Source organism: Rhodococcus sp. T7, from assembly GCF_009872365.1.
Taxonomy (GTDB): Bacteria; Actinomycetota; Actinomycetes; order Mycobacteriales; family Mycobacteriaceae; genus Rhodococcus_F.
In genome coordinates this window covers 1-13,616 of sequence record NZ_WXYH01000323.1, presented here as the reverse complement: position 1 = coordinate 13,616, position 13,616 = coordinate 1, and the positions used below count along the sequence as shown (strand labels likewise).

Here is a 13,616-nt window from a genome sequence, read left to right as displayed (position 1 = left end):
ATGACCTCAGTGGACACCTCGACCACCAGCGCCGCGAAGGAACACGCGCGTGCCCAGTCGGGCGTGGTCACCGACTCGATGCCGGTGGTCCCGGCGGCGTCCTGGCCCACCCCGCCATCCGGTGTCGATCCGGCGCTGCTCACGTGGGCGGAGACCGTTCCCGGCGGCCGGTACTCGACGAAGGTGCTGGGCCGGGGCACCCGGCTGCGACTGCGGGACCTCGACGGCCGGGCCTGCGCCCACCTGCTGCTGTACCGGGCGGACGCGCCGTGGGAGCGGCTCAACGTCGCCGACACCGTGAAGGTGCCGTGGCAGGCGTACACGGGGGCCGGGCATCCGCTGCTCTCCGATCAGGGGCGCGTCCTCGCGACCGTCGTGTCGGACGGGTCCGGGCGGCACGACGCCCTCTGCGGCACCACGTCGCTCGCCACGAACACCGCGAAATACGGTGACGGCAGCCTGCATTCGGCGTCTCCGGCCGGCCGTGAACTCTTCACCGTGGCGGCCGCGAAGCACGGGCTCGAGCGCCGCGACCTCCCGCCGTCGCTGTCGTTCTTCCACGGGGTGCGGGTGGGTGCGGACGGTTCGCTGAACAGCATCGGATCCGCCGGCCCGGACACCGCCGTCGAACTCGTGATCCACCTCCCGGTGATCGTCCTGATCGCCAACACGGCGCACCCGCTGGATCCGTCGCCGACGTACGACACGACCGCGCTCGAAGTGCTCGCCTGGACCGGCGCCGACGTGGCCGCGCCCGTCGACGCCGACCCGGAGTACCGGCGCGCCTTCCTCAACACCGAAGACGTCTGGGCTGCCGCGCAGCGCCAGGGACGGGAGCAGGCATGACCACCACCATCGAGACCGCGCCGCTGGTACCGGGAACGGTGATCCTGGACGAGGAGGTCGGCGCCCGCGGACCCTGGTCCGCCGTCGTCGCGGCCGGCGACGTCCTGACCGTCGTGGATCTGTACGGCAACCAGGCCGTCGACACCCTGATCTACGCGGCCGACGACCACCGGCAACGGTACTCGGCCGCCGCGACGGTGTCGGCGCAGCGAAATCTGTTCCTGACCACGGGAAGTGTGCTCCGCACCGACGATCACGACGCGCTGATGACGCTCGTCGCCGACGAGGTCGGCTCGCACGACACGGTGGGCGGCGCCTGCTCCCAGGAGTCGAACACCCTGCGGTACGGCCACCACACCAAGCATCAGCACGCCTGCGTCGAGAACTTCCTCGCGGAAGGGTCGCGGTGGGGGATCGGCAAGCGGGATCTGGTGTCGAACATCAACTTCTTCATGAACGTCCCCGTCGACGCCGACGGCACACTCGGCATCGTCGACGGACTGTCGGCACCGGGCCGCCGGCTCGCGCTCCGCGCGGAACGGGACGTTCTGGTACTGGTGTCCAATTGCCCGCAGATCAACAACCCCTGCAACGGTTTCGATCCGACCCCGGTGCGGATGATCGTGACCCGGCCGGCGGGAGCACCCGCATGAGCGCCAAGATCACCGTGCAGCGGCCCGGCATGCTCACCACGGTCCAGGATTTCCCGGGCCGGACCGGGTACTGGCACGTCGGGGTGCCGCCGTCAGGTCCGATGGACGACCTGTCGTTCCGGCTCGGGAACACCGCGCTCGGCAACGACGAGGGCGCCGCCGGAATCGAATGCGCCATGTCCGGTCCCGCGTTGCAGTTCGACGAGGAGACGGTGGTCTGCGTGACCGGCGCGCCCGCGCCGGTCACCGTCGACGGTGTGCTGCACGCGCAGTGGCGTCCGGTGCGGGTTCCGGCGGGCGGGACCCTGGACGTCGGCGCGGTCGCCGGGCCCGGCCTGCGCATCTACCTCCTCGTGCAGGGTGGGCTCGACGTCGACGACTTCCTCGGCAGTGCCTCGACTTTCACGCTCGGCAAGTTCGGCGGTCATCAGGGCCGCACGCTGCGACAGGGCGATGTGCTCGCGGTCGGTGAGCACGACGGCACCCGCGCGGCCGCCGTTCCCGCCGAACACGTTCCCGCCCTGTGCAGTCGCTGGGAGATTGCGGTCACCGAGGGTCCGCACGGGGCACCCGAATTCTTCACCCGCGCCGACATCGACACGCTGTACCGGACCGACTACGAGGTGCACTTCAACTCCGACCGCACCGGGGTGCGGTTGATCGGGCCCAAACCCGACTGGGCGCGCACGGACGGCGGCGAGGCGGGACTGCACCCGTCCAACATCCACGACAACGCGTATTCGGTCGGCGCACTGGACTTCACGGGAGACACCCCGATCCTCCTGGGCCCGGACGGGCCGAGCCTCGGCGGGTTCGTGTGCCCCGTCACGGTCGTCTCCGCGGAACGCTGGAAGCTCGGACAGCTGGCCCCCGGCGACACGGTGCGCTTCGTGCCGATCCGGGCCGACCGGGCCGCGTCCACCCGCGCGCTGGGGCCTGCGCGGCGGGCGGCGTTCTCAACGGTCTTCTCCACCGTCGGGGACCGGGACGACGGCGTGATCGCCCGGCGCGACGGCGAGACCGCCGTGACGTACCGGCGGTCCGGCGACGACAACGTGCTCGTCGAATACGGCGACATGAGCCTCGACCTCGCGCTGCGGGCTCGCGCGCATGCGCTGCACCAGCGGCTCGAGGTCGAGAAACCGGCCGGGCTCCTCGACCTGACACCGGGCATCCGGTCGCTGCAGGTCCGGGTCGACCCCGATGTGCTGCCGATCCCGAAGCTGATGGGGCTGCTCGCCGAGGCGGAGGACGCGCTGCCCGCGGCGAACGAACTCGTGGTGCCGAGCAGGTCCGTGCGGATGCCGCTGTCGTGGGACGATCCCTCGACGCGGGAGGCGATCCAGCGGTACATGCACGGAGTCCGCGCCGACGCGCCGTGGTGCCCGTGGAACATCGAGTTCATCCGCCGCATGAACGGCCTCGGCAGTGTCGACGACGTCTTCGACACCGTCTTCGGTGCGGAGTACATGGTGCTCGGACTCGGCGACGTGTACCTCGGCGCTCCCGTCGCGACACCCCTCGACCCGCGGCACCGGCTGGTCACCACGAAGTACAACCCCGCCCGCACGTGGACGCCGGAGAACGCGGTCGGCATCGGTGGGGCGTACCTGTGCATCTACGGAATGGAGGGCCCCGGCGGCTACCAGTTCGTCGGCCGCACCACCCAGGTGTGGAACCATCGGCATCCCGAGAAGTCCGGACCGTTCGAGGACGGCACCCCGTGGCTGCTCCGCTTCTTCGACCGGATCTCCTGGTACCCCGTGGAACCGGACGAGTTGATGGACCTGCGATCCGACGTCGCCGCGGGCCGCGGCGGCGGCATCGAGATCACGGAGGGCACGTTCTCTCTTGCCGAGCACCAGCAGTTCCTCGCGGCGAACGCCGAATCGATCGGCGGATTCCGCGCGGAGCAGGCCGTCGCATTCGCCGCCGAGCGGCAACGATGGTCCGCGGCAGGGGAGTTCGCGACGGTGGGCTGAACTGGCGCTTGTCCGGTCTCCTCGATTACGCCTGTCGCTCGGCGAGTTCGGCGAGTTGCTCCGTGACGGTGCCCCACCCGTCGTAGAAGCCCATTTCTTCGTGGGTGTCGCGGTCGGCGCTGTTCTTGTGCATCACGTGGGCGACGTATTCGGTGCCCGTCGGGTGGTCGGTCAACGTGATGATCGCGGTCATGAACGGCTGCTCGGCGGGCCGCCAGCCACCGACCAGGGAGTTGGTGAACACGATGCGTTCGAGTTCGTCGACGGCGAGGAAGCAGCCGCTCAGGTGGGGCACGAATTCGCCGCCGTCCTCACTGATCTGGGTGGTGAGCGCGCCGCCCGGGCGTAGTTCCATGGCGACGACCCGGCACCGGGAGGGTGCGGGGACCCACCACTGTTCGAAGCTGGCGGGATCGGTCCAGGCGCGCCACACGACAGCCCGGGGCGCCCGGATGATGCGCGAAATCGTGAGGTCGAGATCGGGTCTCGCAGTGTCGGTCATTGTGGTGTGTCCTTCGCGTGAGTGGTGACGGTGTGTTCGGTGACGAAGTGTTCGAGCCTGTCGGTGCGGCCCTCCCAGAGTTCCTGTTGCTCCGCGAGCCACAGTTCGACTGCCGTGAACGGCGCCTTCTCGATCTCGCACGTCCGTACCCGGCCTTCCTTGCGTGTCCGGATCCACCCGCTGTCCTCGAGGAAGTGGATGTGCTTCATGAAGGAGGGCAGGGCCATGTCGAACGGTTTCGCGAGTTCGCTGACCGTGGCCGGGCCGCGGCTCAGACGACCGAGCACCGCCCGCCGGGTGGGGTCGGCGAGTGCCTGGAAGATGCCGTTCAGCTTCTCCGGATACTGAGCCACAAGGCAAAGTATTCACCGCAACGATGGTTAGCGCAAGGGATAACTGTTGGGGTGGGTCAGCCGAGCTTGCCGCGACCGGCGACGAGCGGGACGTCCAGGGCGTCGTAGAGCCCCGGCGCGGCCGTCCGCAGCCACGGAATCGCGTTGACCAGGCGCCCCACCGCGGTGGCATTGCCGCCGGCCGCTCGATTGCCGCCCTCGTCGGTGGCCTCCACAGTGACCTCGATCCGTGGACGGCCCTCGATGATCACCCTGTGGGCGCCGTCCCCGCCGTCCGGTGGCACGGGCCAGTCCGGGGCGCACGACGGGTGGATCCGCGTGACGTGCTCGATGACGATGCGGGGTTCGCCGCCCACGATGCCCTGGACTTCGAAACGCAGCGCCCCCTGGGTGCCCGCCTCGAACTCGCCCATGAGTTCGGTGGTGATCGTCTCCTCGAGCGGCAGGCGGAGCAGGGTCTCCCGGATCTCGTCGAGTTCCACCCCGAGGGCACGGGCGATGAGCCGGATCTGGCCGCCCCACACCATCGTCGGCACCGTCGCCGCGACCATCGGCGGTTCGTAGTCCATCGGCTGGCCCATGCCGACGAGGTACCGCACCGAATCGTGTTGGTCGTACGTGGTGTAGTCGAAGATCTCCTGGCACCGGATCCGGTCGATCGTGCCCGCCAGGCCCGTCATCAGGATCGGCAGGACGTCGTTGCCCCATCCGGGATCCACGCCCGACACGAACAGCGCGCCGCCGCCCGACTTCGCCGCCGCTACGATCGGGTCGCGCAACTCCGCCGGCGCGTTGCGCTGGTCGTACAGCGCGTAGATCGACGGCGTCACGACGACCGCCCCGGCCGCGAGGGCGCGGGTGATGTCGGCCGCCGCATCGTCCGGGCGAATGTCACCCGACGCGGAGTAGACGACGGCGCCGGGGGAATTCGCGAGCACGGCGCCGGCATCGTCGGTGGCCGTCACCCCGAGCGAGCGGTCCAGGCCCGCGAGGTCTCCGGCGTCGCGACCGACCTTCTCCGGGTTCGCCACGATCACCGCCGACAGCTCCAGTCCGGGGTGGGCGTCGACGGCACGGATCGCGGCCCGCCCCACATTCCCGGTTCCCCACACCACGGTCCGGATCTTCCCCTGGTCAGCCATGTAATCGGACCCTACCCAGTTCGCGAGACGGTCATGGTCCGAATCGGGCAACACCCGTCCCGTTCGGCGAAACGTCCGCGGCAGCGCCTACGGCCGTGTTCAGGTAGAGAATGGGTAGATGCACCCGAACGGGACGCTCCCCGGCTCGGAAAAGGGACTGAGCAGAGCCGAACTGCTGGCCGCGGTATCGCTGGCGATCGACCTCGGTCTGGGGCAACCGATGGAGCACATGCTTCGATCGTCCCTGATCGCGATACGGATCGCCGAGCGGATGGGACTCGACTCCCAGCAGCAAGCGACCGTGTACTACGCCAATCTGGTCGGATGGATCGGTTGTCACGCCGACTCCCACGAACTCTCGGCACTCGTCGGCGACGACATCGCCTTCCGGGCCGACACCTACGCGGTGGACATGACCGGTCTGCCGTTTCTTCGGCTGATGACGAGTCACGTGGGGCGCGGATTGCCCGGCTGGGAGCGCGGTATCAGCGCCGCCGTGTTTCTGGTCGCGGCTCGCAGCCAGGTCGCCACACTGATCAATTCGCATTGCAGTTCCGCCGGGGTTCTGTCCGATCGGATGGGTTTGGACGGGCAGGTCGGAAGGGCGCTGGCCTACGTCTTCGAGCGCTGGGACGGTCGAGGGCTGCCCAACGGGTGTCGCGGAGAGGGCATCCCGGTCGAGATCCACATCGCCCATGTGGCAGACGTCGTCGAGGTGCACCTGCGGACGGGTGGGCTCGAGCACGCGAAGGACGTTCTCCGTTCCCGGCGCGGCAGTCAGTTCAGCCCGGCCGTGGCGGACGTGTTCGAACGTGACGCGGCGGCAATCGTGGACGGGTTGTTCGACATGGACGTATGGATTGCGGCGTTGACCCAGGCTCCGGATCGCGACCGAACCCTGACGGTCGAGGAGAGCGACGAGTTGCTCAGGGCCATGGCTGATTTCGTCGATCTCAAATCTCCGTTCACACTGGGGCATTCGCGTGGCGTCGCGAGCCTGGCGGCCGGTGCGGCCCGGCACCTGGGCATGTCACCACCGGACGTCACGCATCTCTACCGCGCCGGCCTCGTGCACAGCCTCGGCAAGATGGGAGTGTCCAATCAGATCTGGGAGAAGAAGGGTCCGCTGACCACGGCCGAAAGGGAACGGGTACGGATGTATCCGGATCTGACCGGCCGGATACTGAGCCGAGTCAACGGCTTGGAGTCGGTGGTGTCCGTCGCGATGAAGCACCGGGAAAGGATCGACGGGTCCGGCTTTCCTCGCGGGATCGGCGGCGCGGAACTGACCGCGAAGGACCGGCTGCTCGCCGCGGCGGAAGCGTACCAGGGTCTGCTCGAGCCGCGTCCACACCGGTCGGCGCTCGATGCTCGCGGCGCCGCCGATCGGTTGCGGGAGGAGGCGCGTGCCGGACGCCTCGACGCCGAGTCGGTGGCCGCCGTGCTGGCGGCGGCCGGTCAGCGGGTGTCCCGGCGGACGCCCTGGCCGGCCGGATTGACCGACCGCGAGGTGGAGATCCTGCGACTCGTCGCACAGGGCCGATCGAACCGGGAGATCGCCGCCGACCTGTTCATCGCCGAAAAGACCGCACGCAACCACGTCGAACGTGTCTACGCCAAGCTCGGTGTCAACAACCGCACGCAGGCCAGTCTCGCCGCGATCGACCGGGGTCTGGTGGGCTTCCCGGCCACGGCGGTCGCGGAAAAGTGACGCATCCACCGCCCGGCGGGACCGACCGTGCCGGGCCGTCATCGCCGGGATGCGCCGGGCCGGGACCGCCGGTCCAGTACCCACACCGTGACGAGTATGAGGACCACGGTGAACGAGGCGAGCGCGATGAGACTGCCGCCGGTACCACCCCGGAAGGTGTCGCCGTAGGCGGACATGGCCGGCACCGTGGCGCTGTACCGGTCGAGATCCAGGTCGCGACCCAATGCTTCGAAGGCGTGGCGGTTGGACAGGCCGAGGCTCATCAGCCGTCCCGGGACGGCCATCTCGTCGACGGGGACGATGGCGCCACCGAACAGAACCTGGGGAAAGCAGAGCATCGGCAGGGCGAGGGCGGCCTGCGCGGCGTTGGAGACCGCGGCCGACGCGAGCAGACCGAGGACCAGTGCGGACGTCGCTTCGATCACGATCGTCACGAACAGGAAGGCGTACACGTGCCATCCGGCGGCGGGGAGCCGACCGAGCGCCCGCAGAACACCGAGAAGCAGCGCGCTCACTCCGGCCAGTACCGGAAGCAGCGCTGTCACCTTGGATGCCACGTAGGCGCCCACGCTGAGCCCGCCGAGGCGCTCCTGCCGGAAGACGGCCATCTCCCCGACGATCTGGAGCAGGCCATACGTGAGGCCGAAGAAGAATCCCGCGAAGGCGATCCAGAACACGATCTGGGCAGGGCCGAGGTCGGCCGCGCTGCGCGGATCGAACGCGCCACGCTGGAACAGCGTCGCCATCATCGCCGTGACCAGCACCGGTGAGCCGAGCAGGACCGCCAGGGTCAGCCGGTTGCGAAGGAGAACATCGACATTGCGTCGTGTGAGTAGCCACCATTGCTGCACCACGCCTGGGCGTTCGACGTCCGAACGGGTGGCCGGGAGGGGCGGCGGAGCCGATTCGGGCCGGGTGCCCGCATTCTCCCCGATGGCCGCGAATCGCTGCGCCCAGATCTGAGGGGTGTGCTCGCGGGCCAGGCGGTCGTACACCTCGGCGAGATCCTCCACACCGAAGTAGCGTCGAGCCTCGGCCGGGCTGCCGGTGAAGGCGAGGTGGCCGTCCCGAGCGAGGAACACCACCCGGTCACACCGGTCGATGCCCGCGGGCTCGTGTGTCGTGAGGACGACTGTGACCCCGCGCCGGCTGAGTCGGTGCAGCAGGCGCATCACGTCGGCCGCGGTCGACGGATCGAGCCCGGAGGTGGGTTCGTCGAGGAAGAAGAGGCGCGGCCGGGTGAGGAGCTCCACGGCGATACCGGCCCGCTTGCGTTGGCCGCCGGACAGCGCCCGGACCGGCACCTCGGCCCGATCGGCCAGGTCGAGGTCCTGCATGGTCTCGTCGACGATCCGGTCCGCTTCGGCCGCCGACGTGCCCGCGGGCAGCCGGAGCCGCGCCGCGTAACGCAGCGTGCGGCGCAGGGGCATCTCGAGGTGGATGATGTCGTCCTGGGGTACGTAGCCGATCCGGGAATCGGCGCTGAAAAGGGCCCCGCGGACGACGCCGTCGTGCCGAACCTCCCCGGCCGACGGTGGTTGCAGTCCGGCGAGGATTTCCAGAAACGTGCTCTTTCCTGCTCCGCTGCCGCCGGCAATGGCGACCACCTCGCCCGGTTCGACCGACATCGACAGCTCTTGGAGGATCCGCCGCCCCCCGACATACCTGCTCACGTCGACCGCATCGACCCGCGTGCCGGCCGCCGCGTCAGGTGCGTGATCCGACACGCACGTACCGGACCGTCCGACGGTCGGTGGTTCGACCGCCGATTCGGTCGTGACCGGTGATTTCCGTAATTCCTGAACTCGCTTTGTCATGCCCTGATCATCGGTCCACCGGTTCCGTCGTCGCATGGGGCGTTTGCCTCAAATCGCGAGGTCGATGCAGAGTCTGCGAACCGACTGGACGGCGTTCACCGCCGCGGAGTCGTTTGGTGTGCCTTCGTCGGTCCGTCTCCGTCATACCACCCCACACGCCATAGGGTTCACCCATCGTGAGCGCGTGATCGCGGCATTGTTCGAGCACGGGGCAGGGCAGGCAAATCTGCCGGGCCTGTGCTTCGCGCCGGGCACGGGCGTTGCCGCGTTCGGCGTCAGGGGCGAAGAACACTCCCAGATCGTTACCACGGCACGCGGCACGCGTCTGCCAGGAAAGGTTCCGGCCGGCTACAGCGGGGGTGTCAGTGGGCACGGAGAGTCCTTTCGCTGTGTCGGCGGTCCAGGCGAACCGGACGACCACTTCAGAGTCGTCGGCGAGACGAGCAGAGAACACCGACATTCGCCTAGTCGTTCCCAGGCGTGTGGTGCGAAGTGATTCGCGAACCGGCGACGCCCGAATTGGTAGCAGTAGTTGGTGTGATGGTCTGCGGCGATGGACGTTCCATCGATATGGTCGACGGTGGATTACGGGACGTTTGTGGGTTGACAGGCCTGTGGGTCACGGCGAGCGGCATAAGTGCGCACGCCGGACCCACACTTCGACGGAGGTGGGTATGACGGTCGCTGACACAGTGGCTCCGCTGGTTCGCGCGGTGCTCGGTACACAGGTCCCGGTGGGGATCAGGTGCTGGGACGGCAGTCGCAGCGGGCCTGCGGACGCGCCCTGGCAGGTGCACCTCGTCAATCGGCGTGGTCTGCGGCGGTTGCTGTGGGCACCCAACGATCTCGGTTTCGCGCGGGCCTACGTGTCCGGCGACATCGACATCGAGGGTGACCTGCTCGCCGGACTGGACGCGCTGGAGGAGGTGGCGGACCCGAGCCGGGGCCCTGGTGTGCGCATCGACGGGCAGACGAAGAAGGCACTGGTGACGGCGGCGCTGCGCCTGGGAATCGTCGGGCTGCCACCGAAGCCGCCGGCGGAGGAGATGAAATTGGCGCGCGGGCGCCGGCACGACAAGGCTCGGGACGCCGCCGCGATCAGCCACCACTACGACGTCGGCAACGATTTCTATCGTCTCGTGCTCGGTGAGTCGATGACGTACTCGTGTGCGTACTGGGCGGAGCCGGGCGGGGATCTGGACGCGGCCCAGTACGCCAAGTGCGATCTGGTGGCCCGCAAGCTCGGCCTGACCGCGGGGATGCGGGTACTCGACGTCGGCTGCGGGTGGGGGACTTTCGCGCTGCACGCGGCACGTCACTACGGCGCGCACGTCGTCGGCGTCACGCTGTCCCACGAGCAGGCGGACTACGCCGCCAAACGGATGGTCGACGCCGGGGTGGGGGACTGGGTGCAGATACGGGTCCAGGACTACCGCGACGTCGCGGACGGACCCTACGACGCGATCTCGAGCATCGGCATGGCCGAACACGTCGGCGACGCGATGCTGTCGACGTACGCCGCGGACCTGTTCGCACTGCTACGCCCGGAGGGCCGGTTGCTCAATCACGCGATCTCGCGGCGACCACGCGAAACCGCGGACACGTTCTCCACGACGTCGTTCATCGATCGCTACGTGTTCCCCGACGGTGAAATCGAACCGATGGCACCGATGATCGACGCGCTCGAAGGGGCAGGCTTCGAGGTGCGCGACGTCGAGTCGCTGCGCGAGCACTACGCGCTGACCCTGCGGGCCTGGGTGGCGAATCTGGAGGCGAACTGGGACGAGGCGGTGGCCTCCAGCAGCGCCGGGCGGGCACGGGTATGGCGGCTGTACATGGCCGGGGCGGCGTTGGCGTTCTCGGCGAACCGGCTCGGAATCAATCAGATTCTGGCAGTCAAGAGCACCGAACGGGGCAGCAGCGGCATGCCCGGCACCCGCGACGAACTCTTGCGGGCGCACACATAGGGTTGGCGTTCCGAACCTGGGTGGCGCTGAACCGCACGGGGTGGCGGCCCGCTCAGTTCGTCGCGGGCCTCCACATCACCCGGTCAACGGGCGTAGCGCGGGTCGATCGGAGGCAGGGCGGTGGGGCCGAAGTTGTTCGCGATCGGCATCATCGCCGTGAACCACGTGCGGGCGGGCTCGGTGCCGCCGAACAGGTTTCCGTCGCCGCACGCGCGTAGCGGGCTGGTGCAGATCTGGCCCGGGGTCGGAGTATCCCCGAACACGTAGACGCTGCCGGCCAGGTTGTTCGTGTACCCGACGAAAGCCGACGACATGTGCGATTCGGTGGTCCCGGTCTTGCCGGACATCGGCAGTTTCCACCCGGCGGCGCCGGCCGCGGCCGACGCCGTGCCACCGGGCAGATCGTCCTTGCTGAGCGCGTTGGACAGGGTGTCGGCCAGGCCGGGGTCGATGACCTGCTCGCACGCCTGCTGGGTGAGCGGGACCGGCCGGCCCTGCCGGTCGACGATGGAGTCGATCGGGCTCGGCGGGCACCACTTGCCGTGTGAGGCCAGGGTCGCGGCGACATTCGACAGCTCGAGCGGATTGATCCACACCGGGCCGAGGGTGAACGACCCCAGATTCTGGTCCTTCTGCATGTCGGCCAGGCTCTGGTCCCCGAACCCGGAAGTGCCCGGTTCGTTGTAGGACCGCATGCCGAGGCGCACCGCCATGTCTACCGTCGCACCGACCCCGGTGGCCTGGAGAAGTTTCACGAACGCGGTGTTCGGTGACTGGGCGAGGGCGTCGGTGACCGACAGCGCCCGCGGATACGGGGCGGCGTTCTGCACGCAGTAGGCGCCTCCGGGGCACCCGGGGGCACCGCCGTCACCCATCCCGTAGGCATCGAACCGGCCCGGTACGTCGAGGATCGCGTTCAGGCGAAGCCCCTTCTCCATGGCCGCTGCGGTGGTGAAGATCTTGAACACCGATCCGGCGCCGTGCCCGGACAGTGAATAGGGCAGCTCCTGCACCGTCTCGGCGGCGGCTGCGTCCAGGCCGTAGTTGCGGCTGCCCGCCATGGCCAGGACCCGGTGCTGGTCCTGTCCGGGCTGCACGACGTTCATCACGCTCGCGATGTCCGGGAGTTTCGGGTCGGCGTATTTGGTCACCGCCGACTTCACCGATCCCTGTACAGCCGGATCGAGGGTGGTGCGGATCAGGTAGCCGCCCCGTTCGAGTTGCTCCCGGGACAGCCCGGCGTTCTGGAGGTACTGCAACGCGTAGTCGCAGAAGAACCCGCGGTCGCCGGCGGCGATGCATCCGCGGGGCAGGTTGTTCGGTTTCGGGAGCACCCCGAGCGGCGTTTCCTTCAGGGCGCGGATCTCGGCGGCCCGGTCCGGGACATTCACGACCAGGGTGTCCAGGACGACGTTGCGGCGCTCGAACACCCCCTCCGGGTTGGTGTAGGGGTTGAGTGCAGAGCTGGACTGCACCATGCCCGCGAGCATCGCCGACTGCGCCAGGTTCAGGTCCTTCGCGTCGATGCCGAAATACGTGCGGGCTGCGTCCTGCACCCCGAAGGAACCGTTGCCGAACGGCACCAGGTTCAGATAGCGGGTGAGAATTTCCTCTTTGGAGAGTTCCTGGTCGAGGGTCATCGCCATCCGGATCTCCCGGATCTTGCGGACCGGTGTGGTCTCGATCGCGGCCCGGCGTTCGCCGTCGGTCTTGGCGACCACGTGCAGCAGATAGTTCTTCACGTACTGCTGATTGATGGTCGAGGCGCCCTGTTCGATCTGACCGCTGGTGGTGTTGGTGAAGAACGCCCGCATCGTGCCCTGCCAGTCCACCCCCTGGTGTTCGCCGAACCGTCTGTCCTCGATGGAGAGAATCGCCAGTTTCATGTCGTTGGAGATCTGGTCGCTGGGGACCTCGAATCGGCGCTGGTCGTACAGCCAGGCGATCGGAGTCCCGGTGACGTCGGTCATCGTCGTCACCGCAGGCACCACCCCGTCGGCCAGTTCGGCCGAGGAGTTACCGACGCTGTCGGCGGCCCTGTTCGATGCGTACCCGAGCCCGGCGGCGATCGGGAACATCACCCCGGCCAGCAGCACTCCCGCGGCCACCGTGGCGCCGGTGAGTTTGAGAACGGTCCTGGATTGCAATTCGGCACCTCCTGCGACGATGCACCGGCAACGACGCAACCGGTGCTCGCCCGATTATCGGGCCCCTCGGCGCGGTTGGGGCGCGAATGACACGCATCCGCCACTACGTGACGGGTGACCAACCGGCCGCGCGGCCTCTCATGGGCGATGCCTCACCCGACGCATTCATCGCATGTGTCCTCCTCCGGCCGACCCGGACGGTCAGGACGGTGACGCCCGGGAAGGGCGGGGCGGAAGCCGTCGACCTCGATCGGAATCTGTCACTCCGCGGCCGCGACCGAGTTCGGCGAGTCCGGATCGTTGGGAAACCTGATGAAGCCGAGGTTGTTTCGGAAGAGGACACTCGAGATGCGGTACAAGTTTTAGTGGCGGCGGTGCTGCTCGCGTAGGTCGTCGGGGGTCACCGTCCGGATCCGTCCGTTTCTCGCGTTCCCGCGGGGAAGGTGAGGTGGACGTTCTCGACTCCCCACGCGAGGCCGAGATGTTCGTGTGGTTC

At 68.6% G+C, this 13,616-nt stretch carries 11 protein-coding genes; 5 read left to right on the top strand and 6 right to left on the bottom strand.

Annotated elements, in window-relative coordinates; genetic code table 11:
• From MLGJGCBP_RS26215 to MLGJGCBP_RS26205, 3 genes are read left to right on the top strand one after another with little or no spacing between them, the layout of a single operon-like run.
• Positions 1–846 carry an urea amidolyase associated protein UAAP1 gene (locus MLGJGCBP_RS26215; protein WP_160099076.1) on the top strand — a complete coding sequence of 282 codons (846 nt, stop codon included), beginning with the start codon at positions 1–3 and terminating at the stop codon, positions 844–846.
• Entirely contained in the window at positions 843–1,499 is a 657-nt protein-coding gene (locus tag MLGJGCBP_RS26210) for an urea amidolyase associated protein UAAP2 (RefSeq protein WP_160099074.1), read from the top strand. The genes MLGJGCBP_RS26215 and MLGJGCBP_RS26210 overlap by 4 nt, the downstream gene beginning before the upstream one ends.
• The gene (locus MLGJGCBP_RS26205; protein WP_160099072.1) at positions 1,496–3,481 is read left to right on the top strand and encodes a 5-oxoprolinase/urea amidolyase family protein; all 1,986 of its coding nucleotides are present in this window, start codon (positions 1,496–1,498) and stop codon (positions 3,479–3,481) included. The genes MLGJGCBP_RS26210 and MLGJGCBP_RS26205 overlap by 4 nt, the downstream gene beginning before the upstream one ends.
• A 25-nt stretch (positions 3,482–3,506) precedes the next feature.
• On the opposite strand, the gene MLGJGCBP_RS26200 is transcribed toward MLGJGCBP_RS26205, so the two are convergent.
• The 3 genes from MLGJGCBP_RS26200 to MLGJGCBP_RS26190 are packed head-to-tail and all read right to left on the bottom strand — an operon-like array spanning position 3,507 to position 5,478.
• Positions 3,507–3,983: an SRPBCC family protein gene (locus MLGJGCBP_RS26200; protein WP_160099070.1), complete on the bottom strand. Its 477-nt coding sequence runs from the start codon at positions 3,981–3,983 to the stop codon at positions 3,507–3,509.
• Positions 3,980–4,336: an ArsR/SmtB family transcription factor gene (locus MLGJGCBP_RS26195; RefSeq protein ID WP_160099068.1), complete on the bottom strand. Its 357-nt coding sequence runs from the start codon at positions 4,334–4,336 to the stop codon at positions 3,980–3,982. Before MLGJGCBP_RS26195 ends, MLGJGCBP_RS26200 begins: the two co-directional genes overlap by 4 nt.
• A gap of 56 nt (positions 4,337–4,392) precedes the next feature.
• Positions 4,393–5,478, bottom strand: coding sequence for an NAD(P)H-dependent amine dehydrogenase family protein (locus tag MLGJGCBP_RS26190; RefSeq protein WP_160099066.1), 1,086 nt, complete (start codon positions 5,476–5,478; stop codon positions 4,393–4,395).
• 118 nt (positions 5,479–5,596) lie between these two features.
• On the opposite strand from MLGJGCBP_RS26190, the gene MLGJGCBP_RS26185 reads away from it, so the two are divergent.
• On the top strand, positions 5,597–7,189 hold the full coding sequence (locus tag MLGJGCBP_RS26185; RefSeq protein WP_160099064.1) for an HD domain-containing phosphohydrolase: 1,593 nt from the start codon (positions 5,597–5,599) through the stop codon (positions 7,187–7,189).
• A 38-nt stretch (positions 7,190–7,227) separates the two neighbouring features.
• Here the strand turns inward: MLGJGCBP_RS26185 and MLGJGCBP_RS26180 are convergent, their stop codons facing one another.
• A complete protein-coding gene (locus MLGJGCBP_RS26180; RefSeq protein ID WP_236581376.1) occupies positions 7,228–9,006 on the bottom strand; it encodes an ABC transporter ATP-binding protein/permease in 1,779 nt (592 codons plus the stop codon).
• Between the two features lie 7 nt (positions 9,007–9,013).
• On the bottom strand, positions 9,014–9,379 hold the full coding sequence (locus MLGJGCBP_RS26175; protein WP_236581375.1) for a WhiB family transcriptional regulator: 366 nt from the start codon (positions 9,377–9,379) through the stop codon (positions 9,014–9,016).
• A gap of 301 nt (positions 9,380–9,680) precedes the next feature.
• Between MLGJGCBP_RS26175 and MLGJGCBP_RS26170 the strand changes: the two genes are divergently transcribed.
• Positions 9,681–10,973 carry an SAM-dependent methyltransferase gene (locus tag MLGJGCBP_RS26170; RefSeq protein WP_160099058.1) on the top strand — a complete coding sequence of 431 codons (1,293 nt, stop codon included), beginning with the start codon at positions 9,681–9,683 and terminating at the stop codon, positions 10,971–10,973.
• Between the two features lie 83 nt (positions 10,974–11,056).
• Here MLGJGCBP_RS26170 and MLGJGCBP_RS26165 read toward each other — a convergent pair whose 3' ends face one another.
• Positions 11,057–13,120 (bottom strand): transglycosylase domain-containing protein, encoded by a 2,064-nt coding sequence (locus MLGJGCBP_RS26165; RefSeq protein WP_160099056.1) that lies wholly within the window; start codon positions 13,118–13,120, stop codon positions 11,057–11,059.
• Positions 13,121–13,616: the final 496 nt, after the last annotated feature.

Bases quoted from the DNA above. Each gene is read 5' to 3' on its own strand.
- MLGJGCBP_RS26215 (WP_160099076.1), top strand. From the start codon at position 1: ATGACCTCAGTGGACACCTCGACCACCAGCGCCGCGAAGGAACACGCG.
- MLGJGCBP_RS26170 (WP_160099058.1), top strand. From the start codon at position 9,681: ATGACGGTCGCTGACACAGTGGCTCCGCTGGTTCGCGCGGTGCTCGGT.
- MLGJGCBP_RS26205 (WP_160099072.1), top strand. From the start codon at position 1,496: ATGAGCGCCAAGATCACCGTGCAGCGGCCCGGCATGCTCACCACGGTC.
- MLGJGCBP_RS26200 (WP_160099070.1), bottom strand. From the start codon at position 3,983: ATGACCGACACTGCGAGACCCGATCTCGACCTCACGATTTCGCGCATC.
- MLGJGCBP_RS26185 (WP_160099064.1), top strand. From the start codon at position 5,597: ATGCACCCGAACGGGACGCTCCCCGGCTCGGAAAAGGGACTGAGCAGA.
- MLGJGCBP_RS26180 (WP_236581376.1), bottom strand. From the start codon at position 9,006: ATGACAAAGCGAGTTCAGGAATTACGGAAATCACCGGTCACGACCGAA.
- MLGJGCBP_RS26190 (WP_160099066.1), bottom strand. From the start codon at position 5,478: ATGGCTGACCAGGGGAAGATCCGGACCGTGGTGTGGGGAACCGGGAAT.
- MLGJGCBP_RS26210 (WP_160099074.1), top strand. From the start codon at position 843: ATGACCACCACCATCGAGACCGCGCCGCTGGTACCGGGAACGGTGATC.